15 protein-coding genes and 1 pseudogene are annotated in these 17,051 nt (G+C 61.6%); 9 read left to right on the forward strand and 7 right to left on the reverse strand.

What is annotated here, in order from left to right; genetic code table 11:
* From N5D61_RS23095 to N5D61_RS23130, 8 genes and pseudogenes are all read left to right on the forward strand, one after another.
* A partial coding sequence (locus N5D61_RS23095; protein WP_279894324.1) for a hypothetical protein occupies nucleotides 1–461 on the forward strand: 461 nt, incomplete at its 5' end.
* An 89-nt stretch (nucleotides 462–550) separates the two neighbouring features.
* A pseudogene (locus N5D61_RS23100) lies at nucleotides 551–888 on the forward strand (glycine betaine ABC transporter substrate-binding protein); the annotation flags it as partial.
* A gap of 290 nt (nucleotides 889–1,178) precedes the next feature.
* Nucleotides 1,179–1,490, forward strand: a complete 312-nt coding sequence (locus N5D61_RS23105) for a DUF485 domain-containing protein (RefSeq protein ID WP_108235586.1) — start codon at nucleotides 1,179–1,181, stop codon at nucleotides 1,488–1,490.
* The gene (locus tag N5D61_RS23110; protein ID WP_279894325.1) at nucleotides 1,487–3,145 is read left to right on the forward strand and encodes a cation acetate symporter; all 1,659 of its coding nucleotides are present in this window, start codon (nucleotides 1,487–1,489) and stop codon (nucleotides 3,143–3,145) included. The genes N5D61_RS23105 and N5D61_RS23110 overlap by 4 nt, the downstream gene beginning before the upstream one ends.
* 230 nt (nucleotides 3,146–3,375) lie before the next feature.
* Nucleotides 3,376–5,148, forward strand: a complete 1,773-nt coding sequence (locus N5D61_RS23115) for an N-acetylglutaminylglutamine amidotransferase (RefSeq protein WP_279894326.1) — start codon at nucleotides 3,376–3,378, stop codon at nucleotides 5,146–5,148.
* Between the two features lie 3 nt (nucleotides 5,149–5,151).
* On the forward strand, nucleotides 5,152–6,900 hold the full coding sequence (gene ngg / locus N5D61_RS23120) for an N-acetylglutaminylglutamine synthetase (RefSeq protein ID WP_279894327.1): 1,749 nt from the start codon (nucleotides 5,152–5,154) through the stop codon (nucleotides 6,898–6,900).
* Nucleotides 6,901–7,013: 113 nt separating this feature from the next.
* Nucleotides 7,014–8,198 (forward strand): osmoprotectant NAGGN system M42 family peptidase, encoded by a 1,185-nt coding sequence (locus tag N5D61_RS23125; RefSeq protein WP_108235582.1) that lies wholly within the window; start codon nucleotides 7,014–7,016, stop codon nucleotides 8,196–8,198.
* A gap of 155 nt (nucleotides 8,199–8,353) precedes the next feature.
* The gene (locus N5D61_RS23130) at nucleotides 8,354–8,584 is read left to right on the forward strand and encodes a YheU family protein (protein WP_279894328.1); all 231 of its coding nucleotides are present in this window, start codon (nucleotides 8,354–8,356) and stop codon (nucleotides 8,582–8,584) included.
* Nucleotides 8,585–8,611: 27 nt separating this feature from the next.
* On the opposite strand, the gene csrA is transcribed toward N5D61_RS23130, so the two are convergent.
* From csrA to N5D61_RS23145, 3 genes are all read right to left on the reverse strand, one after another.
* Nucleotides 8,612–8,809, reverse strand: coding sequence for a carbon storage regulator CsrA (gene csrA, locus N5D61_RS23135; protein ID WP_279894329.1), 198 nt, complete (start codon nucleotides 8,807–8,809; stop codon nucleotides 8,612–8,614).
* Between the two features lie 162 nt (nucleotides 8,810–8,971).
* Entirely contained in the window at nucleotides 8,972–9,304 is a 333-nt protein-coding gene (locus tag N5D61_RS23140) for a YnfA family protein (protein WP_108235579.1), read from the reverse strand.
* A 59-nt stretch (nucleotides 9,305–9,363) separates the two neighbouring features.
* Nucleotides 9,364–10,176, reverse strand: coding sequence for an SDR family oxidoreductase (locus N5D61_RS23145; protein WP_108235578.1), 813 nt, complete (start codon nucleotides 10,174–10,176; stop codon nucleotides 9,364–9,366).
* A 254-nt stretch (nucleotides 10,177–10,430) separates the two neighbouring features.
* On the opposite strand from N5D61_RS23145, the gene N5D61_RS23150 reads away from it, so the two are divergent.
* Entirely contained in the window at nucleotides 10,431–10,589 is a 159-nt protein-coding gene (locus N5D61_RS23150; RefSeq protein ID WP_092410703.1) for a DUF3309 family protein, read from the forward strand.
* A gap of 75 nt (nucleotides 10,590–10,664) precedes the next feature.
* On the opposite strand, the gene N5D61_RS23155 is transcribed toward N5D61_RS23150, so the two are convergent.
* The 4 genes from N5D61_RS23155 to mnmC form a co-directional block, all read right to left on the reverse strand.
* The gene (locus N5D61_RS23155; protein ID WP_108235577.1) at nucleotides 10,665–11,753 is read right to left on the reverse strand and encodes a lipocalin-like domain-containing protein; all 1,089 of its coding nucleotides are present in this window, start codon (nucleotides 11,751–11,753) and stop codon (nucleotides 10,665–10,667) included.
* Complete coding sequence (locus N5D61_RS23160) at nucleotides 11,743–14,223, reverse strand: ABC transporter permease (RefSeq protein ID WP_279894330.1); 2,481 nt, start codon at nucleotides 14,221–14,223, stop codon at nucleotides 11,743–11,745. The genes N5D61_RS23155 and N5D61_RS23160 overlap by 11 nt, the downstream gene beginning before the upstream one ends.
* Complete coding sequence (locus tag N5D61_RS23165; protein ID WP_279894331.1) at nucleotides 14,223–14,891, reverse strand: ABC transporter ATP-binding protein; 669 nt, start codon at nucleotides 14,889–14,891, stop codon at nucleotides 14,223–14,225. The genes N5D61_RS23160 and N5D61_RS23165 overlap by 1 nt, the downstream gene beginning before the upstream one ends.
* Nucleotides 14,892–15,030: 139 nt before the next feature.
* A complete protein-coding gene (gene mnmC / locus N5D61_RS23170; protein ID WP_279894332.1) occupies nucleotides 15,031–17,007 on the reverse strand; it encodes a bifunctional tRNA (5-methylaminomethyl-2-thiouridine)(34)-methyltransferase MnmD/FAD-dependent 5-carboxymethylaminomethyl-2-thiouridine(34) oxidoreductase MnmC in 1,977 nt (658 codons plus the stop codon).
* Between the last annotated feature and the right edge of the window lie 44 nt (nucleotides 17,008–17,051).

Below are 17,051 nucleotides of genomic sequence, written 5' to 3' on the forward strand. Positions count from 1 at the left end.
TGGACGAGGTGCATGAGGATTTTTCGGGCGTTTATCGTGAAGTTCTCATTGGTCAAGAATATATAATGCTGGAGGAGCTGAAGCATTTTTGGTTGAAGGATACACGTGAGACGGGTTACTTTGGTGTGATTTTTTCTCCAGCGTATTCGCATACAGGTCTTTCCATATATGGCCCGCAAGGCGGAGAAGTTAAATTTTGTACTGGCTGGAAGAGAGTCGAGATGCGATTCATCATGAGCTCGACTAGTCCTGTACTTCCAATCGATTCTGGGATAGTTACTTTTTATGATCTGGACAGGCGTATATTAGGGACCCGTCAGACGGGAATACTTGGCATTGGTGAGGAGGAGTCGTTGGAATATATGGCCCCAGAAGGCAGTGTTATTGGCTACGCCATTTTGGGTTGTGGAGGATCAGGTGAAAGTCAGGTGGCTGTCAACGATATGAGGATGTCTAGATAGACTTTCGACAGGTGCAAAGCTGTTAATGATTGGGCGTTAGCGCGGCCTAAGTCGTTCGGCAAAAAAACTGGTGCGCCGCGTGAAACCTAGCCGAGGCTTCAGGGATCAACCGGCAGAGCGCTGCCACCAGTAAGTTGTACATGATGCTGTCCGCCTGGCTGCCCGTTACCCAAGGTGGAACCGGACCAAGAACAAGCACAAGGCCACCGATCACTGTCCGAACTTCAGGGACGCGAACACCGGCCTGATCGTGCCGGACGACGTCAAAGCGAGCTCCGTGGCCGATCTGAAGACCGATGCTTCCTTCAGTAAGAAAATCGTCGGCATCGACCCCGGTTCCGGCGTGATGATCAAGGCCGTTCAGGCCATCAAGGTTTACGGCCTGGACGGCTACAAACTCCAGGCGAGTTCCGGCGCCGGCATGATTGTGGGGGGCTGGCTGACTTTGCTGTAGGAGCGCGCTTGCCCGCGATTGCGGTCTGTCCCCATACATAGTCGCTGACTGACACCACGCCACCGCGGGCAAGCGCGCTCCAACGGGAATGTGTGCTCAGTGACGGTTACGCCAAACATGCCTCTACTTTTTTCTCACCCTTGAAACACCTCACCTCGATTGCATCAACTAATGTCGATCTAATACTAAGGTCGTCTGGAGTGCGTCCCAGAGCCGACTACAGTGATGACGTGACATCCATCTGTGCTGCGAGGACAAAAACAATGAACGACAGCATCTACGTCTCGATTCAGAACAGCCCCCGTTTCAAGGAGCTGGTCTCGAAGAGGGAACGATTCGCCTGGATTCTCTCGGCGATCATGCTTGGGCTCTATGCCGCTTTCATCCTATTGATTGCGTATGGACCGCAAATTCTTGGCTCCAAACTCAGTGCCACTTCATCCATTACCTGGGGAATGCCAATCGGGGTCGGTCTGATTCTTTCTGCGTTCGTGTTGACCGCCATCTACGTGCGCCGTGCAAACGGCGAATTCGATGAGCTGAACAATGCGATCCTGAAGGAGGCACAACAATGATCCGGCGCCTGTTTGCAGCTTTAGGCCTGGCGGCCTTTGCACCGACGCTCTGGGCCGCGGATGCCTTGACCGGGGCCGTGCAGAAACAACCGCTCAACGTTGCCGCGATCGTCATGTTCGTGATCTTCGTCGGTGCCACGCTCTGCGTCACTTACTGGGCGGCCAAGAAAAACAAATCGGCAGCGGACTACTACGCTGCAGGTGGCAAGATCACCGGTTTCCAGAACGGTCTGGCCATCGCCGGTGACTACATGTCGGCAGCGTCCTTCCTGGGTATCTCGGCCCTGGTATACGCCTCCGGCTACGACGGTCTGATCTATTCGATCGGCTTCCTGGTCGGTTGGCCGATCATCCTGTTTCTGATCGCTGAACGTCTGCGCAACCTGGGCAAGTACACCTTCGCTGACGTGGCCTCCTACCGCCTGAAGCAGAAGGAGATCCGCACCTTGTCGGCGTGCGGCTCGCTGGTGGTCGTGGCCTTCTACCTGATCGCGCAGATGGTGGGCGCGGGCAAGCTGATCCAGCTGTTGTTCGGTCTGGATTACAACGTTGCCGTGGTATTGGTCGGCATTCTGATGGCCCTGTACGTGCTGTTCGGCGGCATGCTGGCCACCACGTGGGTGCAGATCATCAAGGCCGTGCTGCTGCTGTCCGGTGCCTCGTTCATGGCGCTGATGGTCATGAAGCATGTCAACTTCGACTTCAACATGCTGTTCTCGGAAGCCGTGAAGGTTCACCCCAAAGGTGAAGCGATCATGAGCCCTGGCGGCCTGGTGAAGGACCCGATCTCCGCGTTCTCGCTGGGGCTGGCGCTGATGTTCGGTACCGCAGGTCTGCCGCACATCCTCATGCGCTTCTTCACTGTGAGCGACGCCAAGGAAGCCCGTAAGTCCGTGCTGTATGCGACCGGCTTCATCGGCTACTTCTACATCCTGACGTTCATCATCGGTTTTGGCGCGATCTTGCTGGTCAGCACCAACCCGACGTTCAAGGACGCAGCAGGCGCGTTGATCGGCGGCAACAACATGGCGGCGGTGCACCTGGCCGATGCGGTGGGTGGCTCGCTGTTCCTGGGCTTCATCTCGGCGGTGGCTTTCGCCACGATCCTGGCGGTGGTTGCCGGTCTGACCCTGGCCGGTGCCTCGGCCGTGTCTCACGACCTGTACGCCAGCGTGATCAAGGCGGGCAAGGCCAACGAGAAAGACGAGATCCGCGTGTCGAAGATCACCACCATCGCCCTAGCGATCGTCGCCATCGTGCTGGGCATCGCCTTCGAAAGCCAAAACATCGCGTTCATGGTCGGGCTGGCATTCTCCATTGCGGCGAGCTGCAACTTCCCCGTGCTGTTGCTCTCGATGTACTGGAAAAACCTGACCACTCGTGGCGCCATGATCGGCGGCTGGATGGGGCTGCTCAGCGCGGTGATTCTGATGATTCTCGGGCCAACCATCTGGGTGCAGATCCTGCACCACGAGAAGGCGATCTTCCCGTACGAGTACCCGGCGTTCTTCTCGATCATTATCGCGTTCATCGGCATCTGGTTCTTCTCGGTGACCGATAAGTCCAAGGCTGCCGAGGGTGAGCGTCAACTGTTCTATCCGCAGTTCGTGCGTTCGCAGACGGGCCTGGGTGCCAGCGGCGCAGTTTCGCATTGATCGGCGGCAGCGCTTCGTAGTCACCTCAAACGCCTCGATTTCGGTCGAGGCGTTTTCGTTTTCCCCGCCCGATGAGACAGGCGATCGCCTTGTTGTATGGCGTCATTCAATAACGGCAAACGCGACTTTTTATAACCGATCGTTCTAAAACTCTCACCCAGCCCACCGGTCAGTCTTTGGGTAGCCGGACTTCCCCGGCCACATCCCCAACGGAAAACCGGTAAGGACTTATGTGCGGATTAGCTGGAGAGTTACGTTTCGACAACCAACCTGCGGACCTCGCCGCAGTAGAACGCATCACCCACCATCTGGCCCCTCGCGGCCCGGATGCCTGGGGGTTTCACAGCCAGGGGCCGATTGCCCTTGGCCATCGCCGCCTGAAGATCATGGACCTGTCCGACGGCTCGGCGCAGCCGATGATCGACAGTCATCTGGGCCTGTCGCTGGCCTTCAACGGCGCTGTTTATAACTTTCCGGAATTGCGCGCCGAGCTGGAAAACCTCGGCTATCAATTCCACTCCGGCGGCGACACCGAGGTGTTGCTCAAGGGCTATCACGCCTGGGGCGCGGACCTGCTGCCCAAGCTCAACGGTATGTTCGCCTTCGCTATTTGGGAGCGCGACAAGCGCAGCCTGTTCATCGCTCGGGACCGCCTGGGGGTCAAGCCGCTTTACCTCTCCCGCACCGATAAACGCCTGCGGTTCGCCTCGGCTTTGCCTGCATTGCTCAAAGGCGGTGACATCAGCCCGATGCTCGATCCGGTGGCGCTGAACCATTACCTGAACTTTCACGCTGTGGTGCCCGCACCGCGCACCTTGCTGGCCGGGGTCGAAAAAATTCCTCCGGCAACCTGGATGCGCGTGAGCGCCGACGGCGAGGTCGAGCAGAAGGTCTGGTGGACGCTGCCTTATGGACCACACGCCGACGAGCAGCACCTGACCCTGGAAGACTGGCGCGACCGCGTGCTCGACAGCACCCGTGAAGCTGTTGCTATCCGCCAGCGGGCTGCGGTGGATGTGGGCGTATTGCTCTCGGGCGGTGTCGATTCGAGCATGTTGGTCGGTCTGCTGCGGGAGGTCGGGGTCAAGGACCTGTCCACTTTCTCCATTGGCTTTCAGGATGCTGGCGGCGAGCGCGGCGACGAGTTCCAGTATTCCGACCTGATCGCCAAGCACTACGGCACCCGCCATCACCAGCTACGCATCAAGGAAAGCGAAATCATCGAGCAGTTGCCCGCTGCGTTTCGAGCCATGAGCGAGCCGATGGTCAGCCACGACTGCATCGCGTTTTATCTGCTGTCCCGCGAGGTGGCCAAGCACTGCAAGGTCGTGCAGAGCGGCCAGGGTGCCGACGAGCTGTTCGCGGGCTATCACTGGTATCCGCAGGTGGATGGCGCCAGCGATCCTTTCACGGCGTATCGCGACGCATTCTTCGATCGCAGCTATGACGAGTACGCGCAGACCGTGGCGCCCAAGTGGCTGACGGCCAATGACGCTGCAGGTGACTTTGTCCGCGAGCACTTCGCGATGCCGGGCGCGGAAGCCGGGGTCGACAAGGCGTTGCGTCTGGACAGCACGGTGATGCTGGTCGACGACCCGGTCAAACGCGTGGACAACATGACCATGGCCTGGGGCCTCGAAGCGCGCACGCCGTTTCTCGACTACCGCCTGGTCGAACTGTCGGCGCGGATCCCGGCGCGCTTCAAGCTCCCCGACGGTGGCAAGCAGGTGCTCAAGGAAGCGGCTCGTCTGGTGATTCCTTCCGAAGTCATCGACCGCAAGAAAGGCTATTTCCCTGTGCCGGGTCTCAAGCACCTGGAGGGTGACACCTTGAAATGGGTGCGCGAGCTGCTGGTGGACCCCAGCCAGGATCGCGGCCTGTTCAACCCGTCGATGCTCGACAAACTCCTGACCAACCCCGACGGTCAACTCACCCCGCTGCGCGGCTCGAAGCTGTGGCAGCTCGCGGCCTTGAACCTGTGGCTCAGCGAACAAGGACTGTGACCGATGAAAGCCAATGCTTCGATTTACAACCAGCGCCTATTGCGTGGACAGGCGCCGTCCTATGAGCGGTTGCAGGCGCGTTTTGCCGAAGACGGCAGCACGCCGGACGACGCCCCATTGGCGCTTCACTGCGGCTGGGGACGCTTGCTGATCGGGCACACCTATCCGGATCCCGCCGCGCTGGCTGAAGAGCTGCTGAATGAAAAGCCCGGCGAGCGGGACATCGCACTGTACGTCGCAGCGCCTCAGCAAGTGCTGGCGCAGGCGCCGCAGCAGTTGTTTCTCGATCCGTCAGACACGCTTCGCCTGTGGTTCAGCGACTATCGTCCGGCACAGCGGGTATTTCGTGGGTTTCGCATCCGCCGCGCGCAAAACCAAAGCGATTGGGAGGCGATCAATAACCTCTATATCGCCCGGGGCATGCTGCCCATCGATCCGCAGCTGTTGACGCCGCGCCATCAGGGCGGCCCGGTGTACTGGATCGCCGAAGACGAAAGCAGCAATGGGGTGATCGGCAGCGTCATGGGCCTCAACCATCACAAAGCCTTCAATGACCCGGAAAACGGCAGCAGCCTGTGGTGCCTTGCAGTGGACCCGCAGTGCACACGCCCAGGGGTTGGGGAGGCGCTGGTGCGCCACCTTATCGAGCATTTCCAAAGCCGTGGCCTGGGTTACCTCGACCTCTCTGTGCTGCATGACAATCAGCAGGCGAAGAACCTCTACGCCAAGCTGGGCTTCCGCAACCTGCCCACGTTTGCCATCAAGCGCAAAAACGGCATCAACGAAAAACTGTTTCTGGGGCCGGGACCGCAGGCGGATTTCAATCCTTACGCGCGAATCATCGTCGAAGAAGCTCACCGTCGCGGCATTGAAGTCCAGGTCGACGACGCCGAAGCGGGGCTATTCACCTTGATTCACGGCGGCCGTCGCATTCGCTGCCGCGAGTCTTTGAGCGACCTGACCTCCGCGGTCAGCATGACGCTGTGCCAGGACAAGCGCCTGACCCACAAGGCCTTGACCGCTGCAGGCTTGCGGCTGCCGGTGCAGCAGTTGGCCGGCAACGGCGACGACAACCTCGCGTTTCTCGACGAGCACGAACGCGTCGTGGTCAAACCCGTGGATGGCGAGCAGGGCCAGGGTGTGGCGGTCGACCTGCGCACCATCGAGGATGTGCAGGCGGCGGTCGAGCGGGCGCGCCAGTTCGATTCGCGGGTCCTTTTGGAGAGTTTCCACCAAGGGCTGGACCTGCGCATCGTGGTCATCGGCTTCGAAGTGGTGGCAGCGGCCATTCGCCGTCCGGCGGAAATCCGCGGCGATGGGCGCCACACCGTGGGCCAGTTGATCGAAGCCCAGAGCCGTCGGCGGGCCGCTGCCACCGATGGCGAAAGCAAGATTCCCATGGATGAAGAGACCCGCCGCACCGTTGAGGACGCGGGCTTCACCTTCGACAGCGTACTGCCCTCGGGGCAAAGCCTAGCCGTTCGCCGTACGGCCAATCTGCACACGGGGGGCTGCCTCGAAGACGTCACTGCTGTGTTGCACCCAGTGCTTAAGGACGCTGCGATCCGTGCCGCCCGTGCCCTCGATATTCCGGTGGTCGGCCTGGACCTGATGGTTCCGGCCGCCGACCAGCCGGAGTACGTGTTCATCGAAGCCAACGAGCGCTGCGGCCTGGCCAACCACGAGCCGCAACCGACGGCAGAGCGTTTCGTCGATCTGCTGTTTCCCCATAGCCTGCCCGTCCACGGGTAAACGCAGCTCCACCGTTCAAGCCTTGCGGGGCGAGTCCAGGCAAACCTGATTCGCCTTGGATTCGTTCCCCGCGTGACGCTTGAGGCCTATAGCTGCTTTGACAGGAGCCTTCCATGACCACTGCAAACATCCCTGAACCGGATCTGAATTACCTGCAGAAAGTCCTGCTGGAGATGCTCGCGATTCCGAGCCCCACGGGCTTCACCGACACCATCGTGCGCTACGTTGCCGAGCGCCTGGAAGAATTGGGCATTCCCTTCGAGCTCACCCGGCGCGGCACGATTCGGGCCACGCTGAAAGGCAAACAGAACAGCCCCGACCGCGCGGTCTCCGCTCACCTGGACACCATCGGTGCCAGCGTGCGTGAAGTGAAAGACAACGGGCGTCTGGGCCTGACGGCAGTGGGCTGCTGGTCCAGCCGCTTCGCTGAGGGCAGCCGGGTCAGCGTGTTCACCGACAGCGGGGTGATTCGTGGCAGCGTGCTGCCCTTGATGGCCTCAGGGCACGCCTTCAATACGGCGGTGGATACCCTGCCCATCAGCTGGGATCACATTGAATTACGCCTCGACGCTTACTGCACCACGCGAGCGGACTGCGAGTCGCTGGGGGTCAACATCGGTGACTTCGTGGCTTTCGATCCCCTGCCGGAATTCACCGAGAGCGGGCACATCAGCGCCCGCCATCTGGACGACAAGGCGGGCGTTGCGGCGCTGCTGGCGGCCCTCAAGGCCATCGTCGACAGCGGCACCGAACCCCTGATCGATTGCCACCCGCTGTTCACCATTACCGAGGAAATCGGCAGCGGCGCCGCGGGCAGCCTGCCTTGGGACGTCAGCGAATTCGTCGGCATCGACATCGCGCCGGTCGCCCCAGGGCAACATTCCAGCGAACATGCCGTCAGCGTGGCGATGCAGGACTCCGGCGGCCCCTACGATTACCATCTGTCTCGGCACCTCCTGCGCCTTGGGCAGGAGCAGGATCTGCCCGTGCGCCGCGATCTGTTTCGCTACTACTACAGTGATGCCCATTCGGCGATCACTGCTGGCTACGATACTCGCACCGCGTTGCTCGCCTTCGGTTGCGACGCCACCCATGGCTACGAGCGTACGCACATCGACAGCTTGAAGGCGCTGAGCCGACTGCTCGCCAGCTACATGCTCAGTCCTCCGGTGTTTGCCAGCGACGCCAAACCGGCCAATGCCTCGCTGGACAACTTCAGCCACCAGCTGGAACACGATGCGCAGATGGAGACGGATACGCGGGTCCCGGCGGTGGATACCTTGGTGGGGCAACGGTAGGTTGCTGGGCTTCAGCCTTGGCGACCCTGACTGGGAGGGCCGCCTGGGCGGGAATCGTTCAATGACCAAAGTGGGAAAAGTTGGCTTTGGATGTGGCTCCTCTCTTCACACCACGCTAGCATCCCACTTCTGCCCATAGGACGACCGCTCCCACCATGCTGATTCCCCACGACCAACTCGAAGCTGACACGCTGACTCGCCTGATCGAGGACTTCGTGACGCGCGATGGCACTGATAACGGCGACGAAACGCCGCTAGAAACCCGCGTCTTGCGAGTCCGGCACGCGTTGAGCAAGGGGCAGGCGGTGATTTTTTTCGATCTGGACAGCCAGCAGTGTCAGCTCATGCTCAAGCACGACGTGCCCAAAGAGTATTTCGACGACTGACCAGGGCCCGTTGGGCAAGAGGGCGCATCAAATGCCCGTCGACTCTTGCGCCCGCTGGCGCAGATACGCCTTGATGCGCCGGTACACTTCGCTGCGATGGACCTTCACAGAGAGGGGCGCGGTGATCCCCAGGCGCACCTGGTTGCCGGTGATGCCCAGAATCCGCACGGTGATGTCATCGCCAATGGAAAACGACTCGCCTATTTCCCTTGTCAATACCAGCATCTTTCCTACTCCCTGGGTGGTAACCGAGAGCGAAGGGTGCCGGTCGGCGGCGCGCGCATCAATGCGCTGGCACAAATTCAGTCGTGTCCTTCATTCGCTGACGAACGTTGCTGACAGACGATTCGTACAACGCTATTCGAGGCACCAAGAATGGCTGGGGTCTCAGTGACCTGACCACTTTGGGCCCAGGAGAATGACGGTTGCGCCGATCACGCAGAGGGCCACGCCGAGCCAATCCGTGGTCAGGGGGCGAGCCCGTTCGATGACCCCGAGCCAGGCAATGGAGGCGACCACGTAGATGCCGCCATAAGCCGCATAGGCGCGCCCCGCATACGCCGCTTCGATGCGCGTCAGCAGCAGCGCGAACAGCGTCAGGCTGACAAGGGCCGGGGCCATCCAGAGCAGGCTTTTGCCTTGCCGCACCACCATCCAGAAGCCGTAGCAGCCGGCGATTTCGAACAGGGCCGCGAGGAAAAACCAGAGATAATTGAGCACGTACGTTCTCTTCAAGGGCAGGCAGACGTTTGCGGGCCACCCTATCAGAAACTTCCCCGTCAGTGGCCGGATCGGGCCTTGGCGCGCATCTTTTCCGCCATGCTCGCCATTTCGTCATAGAGGGCTTGGGGGTTGTGCTGTTTGAGTTGCCACGCCAGGCGACCCTGCTCATGGGGCAGGATCATGAATTCACCGGCAGCGACGCGCTCGAAAATGTACCCCGCTATATCGCTGGCGGTAATCGGCGAGCTTTCCAGCAATTTGCCCACTTGGGCCTTCATCGTCGGCGTGGGGCCGCGGAAGGAATCCAGCAGGTTGGTCTGGAAAAACGACGGGCACACCACATGCACACCGATTTCCTGCTGGCGCAGTTCCACCAGCAGGCTTTCCGACAATGCGACCACGCCCGCCTTGGCGACGTTGTAGTTGCTCATGGCAGGGCCCTGCATCAACGCGGCCATGGAGGCGATGTTGATGATCTTGCCCTTGCTTTGCTCCAGCAGTGGCAAAAATGCCTTGCACCCTTTGACCACCCCCATCAGGTTGATCGCGATCTGCCAATCCCAGTCTTCCAGCGACAGTTCGCCAAAGAAGCCCCCTGACGCCACGCCTGCATTGTTGACGATGATGTCGATGCCACCGAGTTTGCTCTCACAAGCCTGTGCGAACGCTGTCAATTGGCTGTAGTCACGCACATCGCATCGCTGAATGAAGCCGTCTGCGCCGGCTTCGCGCACCAGGCGCAAGGTTTCCTGGAGGCCGCTGTCATTGACATCGGAAAGCGCCAGCCGCCAACCTTCGCGCGCCCAACGCAACGCGATTTCTCGCCCCAGACCGGAACCTGCGCCAGTGATCATGATGCGATTTTGCATAGCCGTTGCCTTGTCGATTGCGATGAAGTGCACTCAGTGTAATCAGGGCGGTCAGCCGACAAGGCCTTCATCAGCTCGCTGAATATGCGAGGCAAACCGCTGCATCAGGCGGAAGTTCCCGCGCGGCGAGAATTTAAAGTCCGAACCTTTTGATTCGCTCGACAGTCCGATTTTTCAAGCGGCACGGTACGTGAACCCAAGGGCAGGCGACCGCGCTTCTAGCCATAAAATCAATAGTCAAGAAGGAACTCGTCATGGGCATCGGCACAATTCTGATCATCATCCTGATCCTGCTGTTGATCGGCGGCTTGCCCGTCTTCCCGCACTCCCGTAGCTGGGGTTACGGGCCATCGGGCATCATCGGTACGATCCTGGTCATTCTGTTGATTCTGGTCTTGCTCGGCAGGATATGACCGTTCGCTGTCACCCGAAAAACCGCGCCTGGCGCGGTTTTTCTTTTTTCATCCCCAAACGCCTACGCCCTCTGCCTAATACCCCGTCATTTCCAGATACCCTTCGCCCTGCTGGCTACCACTGACTTTCACCGGGCCTTCCCAATAGGGAATTTGCAGGTTCATCCAGGCGTAGGGGTTCAAGGCCTCGACCGACACGTCCACGCCTTTGCGGGGAATTCTGACGGACCACTGGGTCGGCATGTCGCGGCCTTCCACTTGCGTCGTGTCTTGTGCAACCAGTTCGATATCGTGAGCGGCGAGCGGCTCGGTGCTGCCGTCGGCGTTGATCCAGGTGCCGGTCAGGTAGGGCTCCCCGTCCTTTTGCCGCATGCGGTAGAGCATCACGTCGGCGCCGCCTGCCAGGTGCAGCGAAAACCAGTCCCAGCCTGTCTGGTTTTCCGTTAACGGTTGGCTGCTCCACTCGCGGTCCAGCCAGGCTGGGCCTGAGACGCGGTATGTTTTGCCGTCGATCTCGAGGCTGCCTTCGGCTTGGAAGAACGGCTGGCTGTAGTAGTACGAGGCCTGCCCCTGGTCGGACTTCTGACTGAACCCGTTCTGGCCCTGCAACACCAAGGGCTTGCTGGACGTCAGGCGCAGGGTGTAACCGAATTGCGGCCCACGGGCTTGCAGTTGCATGTCCGTCAGCGGATTTTCCACGCTGGCGTGGCTGGCCAAAGCCCAGTCGTCGATCCACGCGGTGAGTGGGGCAAGGGTGACACCGGCCTGGCCAACGCCGCCCCGGGCGTACCGTTCGGCAGCGTAATGCTCATCGGCCGAGGTAACCGCCGCATGGCCCATCCACAGGTTGCGATTGTTCCAACCGTGATTGTCCTGTGAAGCGGCGCCGGAGCGGGGCAGAGCATTGCGGAACAGGGTCCACTGCACACCGAAGGACTGGCCGTCGGCGTCCTTGAGGTTGGCGGTGACGTACCACCACTCGATGCGAAAGTCGTTGTGCGCGCCATGATCCCGGGGAAACATCAAGGGGGTGCCCGGGGTGACCTGTGCGTAGCTCGACGCATCGTCTGCAAGGCCTGCGAAGCCTTTTTCCTCATCGGCTTTATCGTCGCAACCGCTCAGTAGCAGGGTGGCGAGCAGCAGGGCCAGCGCCTTAGCGTTCATTGGCGAAAGTCCTCAGCAGGTCGGCCGGGCGGGTGCGGTACAGGCGATACAGCGGCCAGGCCGACGCCAGCAAGGTGGCCAGCATCGCCAACAGCATCAGGCGCAGCAACTGCAGCGGGAAGACCTGCAAAGGCAGCCGCCAGCCAAACGCCTGCACATTGATCACGGCGTCCAAACACCAGGCCAACAGCAGGCCCAAGGGTATTGCCAGCACCAGGGTCAGCACGGCCAACAGCCAGGTCTGCGCCAGGTTCAACAGCATCAACTGCCGACGCGTGACCCCCAGTGCCCAGAGCGGGGCCAACTGCCCGAGACGGCTCTGGCTTTGCGTGAGCAGGCTGATGAACAGGGCGATGCCCGCGACCATCAAGGTCAGGCTGTTCAGGGCTGCCGTGGCGGTAAAGGTGCGTTCGAACACTTGCTGTGACCAGGCTTTGAGCTGGATCTGGTCGACGATACGGTTGTCGTCGATGACGAACTTGTTATGCAGCACCCGCAGCAATTGGGGGATTGCACGGGTGTCGATCCGCAGGTTGAAGCGGTTCGGCGTGAGGTCTGGCCAGTGTTCGAGCAGATGGTTCGCGTTGACCAGCAGATGCCCCTTGGGGTTGCCGTAGTCGGCGTAGATCCCCACCACCCGCAGCCGCCATTCGCCGTCCGGGGCGGGCAGGGTCACGTGATCGCCGACGCTGACGTCGAGGCGCCGCGCCAGTTGTTCGCTGAGCATCAGCGTGTCCTTCTGAGCCAGTTGCCCCCATGGATCGTCGCTCGCGGAATCGAGCAGCGGCCAGTGCTGGCGATAATGGGGATGGTCGATGATTCCGTACAGCTCGGCGGGCCAGCCGTGCAGTTGCAGCGAGACCTGCCAGTTGGGCAGGACGGCTGAGGTCAGGGGTTGTTCGCTCAGCCACTTTTGCAGAGGGGCTGCCTGCGCGGCATTTTGCGGGTTGATGTAAAGCTCGGCGCTCAGGCGTTGTTCCAGCCAATGGGTGAAGGTCTGTCGGAATCCGGAGGTCATGCTGCCCGCCCCGATGTTCGCCGCCATCGCCAGCAGCAGGGCCATCAGCGCCAGGCTCAGGGCCGGTAACTGTTGACGGCAATCGGCCAGGAACCATTGCCCCAGCACCGAGCGGCTGCGGCCCAGCAAACCATCGAGCAAGGCATTGAGGAGCACCGGCAGGCCCAGTGCTGCGCTGAGGAGCAGGCTGGCCATCAACACAAACCCCATCGCCAGGCTATTGCCGAACAGCGCCGCCAGCAGGGCAATCACTGCGCAAAGCCCGGCAATCCAGCCTTGGCGTGTCAGCCAACGCGCATGGGTATCTTGCCAGGCTTGCTCATTGGCCAACGCCAGCAGCGGCAACCGCGCAGCGCGTAACAGGCTGCTGGCACCCGCCAGGAACGCTCCCGCTAATGCCACCCCCAGGCCACTCAGCCACCAGCCGACACTCAGGTTGAGATGCCCGGCCACTTCCGCGCCATACAACCCGCGCAGGCTGGCAGCGACATCCGGCAATAACACGCTCGCCAGCCAGTAGCCGCTGCTTACGCCAGCGATCCCCCCCAGCAGCGCCAGGGCCGCAAGTTCGACGATCAGGCTGGCGATCAAGCCGCGCGCGCTGACGCCACACGCGCGCAGGTTGCGCAACAGGCCGCGTCGCTGTTCCAGCGCAAGGCCGATGGCGGCGTGGACGATGAACAGGCCGACGACGAACGACAGAAAACCCAACGCATCCAGGTTCAGGTGAAAGCTTTCGGTGAGCCGCCCCAGATCGTTGTCTTCGCCGCTCTTGCGAATCACCAGTTCGCCTTTCAGGTCGTCAGGCAAAGGAGGGGCGTCGTTGGCGAACGCCTTGGGCAGGATCATGCGCGAGATCTGATCCGGTTGATTCAGGATGCGCTGGGCAAAACCGATGTCCACCAGCAGCAAGCCAGGCGCCATGTCGGGCTGCGGGCGCAAGGGCGGCAAGGGCTGCCCACTGTCCGTCTGTGGCTGGTCGCCTTCGTGCAAGCCGAGCGCTTGCAGCGTCTGCGGGGATATCCAGGTGCTACCGGGTGGCGAGAAAAACTGTACGAGCTGCGCTGTGTCCAAGGTTTGCCCGGCCAATGCCGTGTCGACCGGCAGGGTGACCGGCTCGATGCCCAGCAGAATCAAGCGTTGATCGGGGCGGTCCGCCAGGGTGACGCGGCCCCTCAACGCCGGCGACACGGGCCAGCCTGCACGACGCAGGCTGACGAACAGTTCTTGCGAAAAGTTGGCACCGTTGGGGGCCACCAATATCTTCTGTGGTTCGCCACCGATCAACTGGCTGGCTTTGGCGTAGCTGTCCCTGGCCTGGCTGTTCAGGGCCTGCACGCCGGTCAGCAGGCTGGTGGCCAGCCACAGGCCGGTCAGCACGCTGAAGAGTTGCACCGGGTGGCGGCGCCAATGGCTGAGCAGCGCTTTGAGTGTCCAGAAGAAGACCGGCATCAGCGCTCGCCTTCGGCCGCAAGTCGTCCCAGGTGCAGCACTGCCTGACGGCCCAGCCGCGCCGCAATGCGCGGGCTGTGAGTCACCATCAGCAGGCTGGTGGGGCTGTCTGCGAGCAGATCCAGCAGCAACTGCAACACCTCGTCGCTGGTGTTTTCATCCAGGTTGCCGGTGGGCTCGTCTGCCAACAACAACTTGGGGCGCGATGCCAGAGCCCGACCGATGGCCACCCGCTGTTGCTGGCCCCCCGAAAGCTGCTCGGGGTAACGCTTGAGCAAAGAACCCAAGCCAAGACGTTCGATCAGCTCGGCCTGCCATTGCGGCGTCAAGCGCCCGGCAAGGCGGGCCTGGAAGGCGAGGTTGTCTTCCACCTTGAGGCTGCCGATCAGGTTGAATTGCTGGAACACCAGGCCGATTTCCGTGCGGCGCCAGTGAGCCAGTTGCGCCTCGCTCAAGGTTTCCAGACGCCGCCCCTCGACTTCGATCGTGCCCGCGTCCGGTTGATCCAGCCCGGCTACCAGATGCAGCAACGTGCTCTTGCCACTCCCGGATTCGCCCATCAGCGCCAGGCTTTCTTTTTGCCCGAGCTGCAAATCCACGCCACGCAACACCGTCAGCGGACCTTGGGCGGTGGCGTAGCTCTTGAAGACGTCCTTGACCAGCAGCATCGCTGTGCACCTGAAAGGGAAATGGATTTGAGGATACCGGGTTGTCAGGTGGGATGTCAGGCGGCTGGTGATTCAGGGCGATCTCAATGGAACCGCACAGCGTCTTCCTACTTGGACTGCACCCGCATTCGCGCTCTTTTCATCGGCCCCTTATCAACTCCCGCACCCGAAACCGGTTGGGATGACAGGCCTCGGCCACGCTTCTGGGCAACGGCAGCGGTTCGTCATCCAGCCAGGCGGCGATCAACTCGCCGGACAGCGGCGCGGTAATCAGCCCGCGTGAGCCGTGGCCGCTGTTGACGTACAAGCCTTCCAGCCACGGGCAGGAGAGATCCGGCACTTGCCGGGCATCCTTGCGCAACACGGCGTAGCGTTGAAGGAAGGCTTCCCGGTCTGCCAGCGGGCCGACGATGGGCAGGTAGTCGGGGCTGGTGCAGCGGAAGGCGGCGCGGCCCAGGAGTTCTGCAACGGGCAGGGTGTCAGTGTGCAACCGCTCGGTCAGGTCGTGGGAGATGCCCCGCAAAAGGTCCAGATTACCCACGTGTTCGGCGGCGGTCGGGGTCAGGTCGTCGTTGTTGAAATCGAAGCTGGCGCCCAGGGTGTGTTCGCCCAGGCGACCCGGCGCGACGTAGCCTTCTGCACAGACCACGGTGCTCAATGATTGGCTGGCCGGTGTCTGCGCCAGGCGGGTGATCTGCCCGCGAATGCGTTTGAGGGGCAAATCGGCGCTGGCCGTAAAGCGTTTGACCTCCGCGGCACCGGCCAAGATCACGACGGGGGCTGAATCGAGCAAACGCTCGCCATCCCACGCTTGCCAGACGTCGTTATGGCGGCGCAGTTCCACCACATCGTTGTGAGGCATCAGGCGGACGTTCGACGCGCTTGCTTGATGTCGGCACAACGCAGGCGGGTGCACCCAGCCGCCTTCGGGATAGAACAGGCCGCCGCTTTCCAACGCGACGCCTGCTCGGTGCTCAGCTTCAGACCGATCCACCACACGCAGTAACTCCGGGGAAAACGCCCCCGCCAGTTGCGCCTGCCGCTCGCGCTCTTTGTCATCGAAAGCCAGTTGCAGCACGCCGCAGTCGTCCCAGTCGACGCCTCGCTCGAGTCGTTCCAGCAAGCGGCGGGTGTGGCCGAAGCCGCTGAGGATCAGCTGCGACAACGCCGTGCCGTGAGCCGACAGTTTCAGGTAAAGCACGCCTTGGGGGTTGCCCGATGCTTCTCGCGCCAGGTCGTCGCGGCGTTCCAGCAGGCTGACCTGCCAGCCTCGGTTTGCGAGGCTCGACGCCGTGGCACAACCGGCCAGGCCAGCCCCGATCACCAGCGCTTTGCGCGTACCTGGCGTGAACGTCGGCCGCGCGAACCAGGGTTTCTTCGCAAGCGGAGGCGGGACCTCTTCCGGCCAGCCGACGAACGTGCCTCGGAGCACCTCCCATTTGTGGCCGATTCCGGGGACGCGCTTCATTTTGAATCCCGCGGCATTCAATGCGCGCCGCACCCAGCCGGTGCTGGTGAAGGTGCCAATGGTCGCGTCTGGCGCCGATAGCCGTGCCAGCTCGGCGAACAGGGGAGGGCTCCACATTTCCGGATTTTTCGACGGGGCGAAACCGTCGAGAAACCACGCGTCGATCTGCCCATCCAACTGCGGCAGTTGCTCCAGCGCGTCGCCGATCATCAGCGTGAGGGTGACACGCCCACTGTCGAACACCAGCCGCTGAAAACCTTCATGGATGGCCACGTATTGCGTCAACAGTTGATCCGCCAATGCCTTCAGTTCCGGCCACAGGTTCAGCGAACGCTGCAGGTCGGCGCGGCTAAGGGGGAATTTCTCGACGCTGACGAACTGCAACCGCGCACCGGGCGTGGCGCAGGCCTCGAACAGTTGCCAGGCGCAGAGGAAATTCAACCCGGTGCCGAAACCGGTCTCACCGATGATCAGCCGCCCGTCCGCAGGCAGGGCGGTGAAGCGGGCCTGCAAATCGTTCTGGTTCAGGAACACATGGCGCGTCTCGGCCAGCCCGGAGTCCTTCGAGAAGTAAACATCGGCGAACGCGCGGGAAATCGGATTGCCGTTTTCGTCCCAGTCGAGCCGGGCGTGTTCAATGGTGGTCATGATGGCTGCGATGGCGCTTTGACGGGGCAGGGCCGCTATCTTAA

Source organism: Pseudomonas sp. GD03842 (assembly GCF_029841165.1).
Classification (GTDB): Bacteria; Pseudomonadota; Gammaproteobacteria; order Pseudomonadales; family Pseudomonadaceae; genus Aquipseudomonas.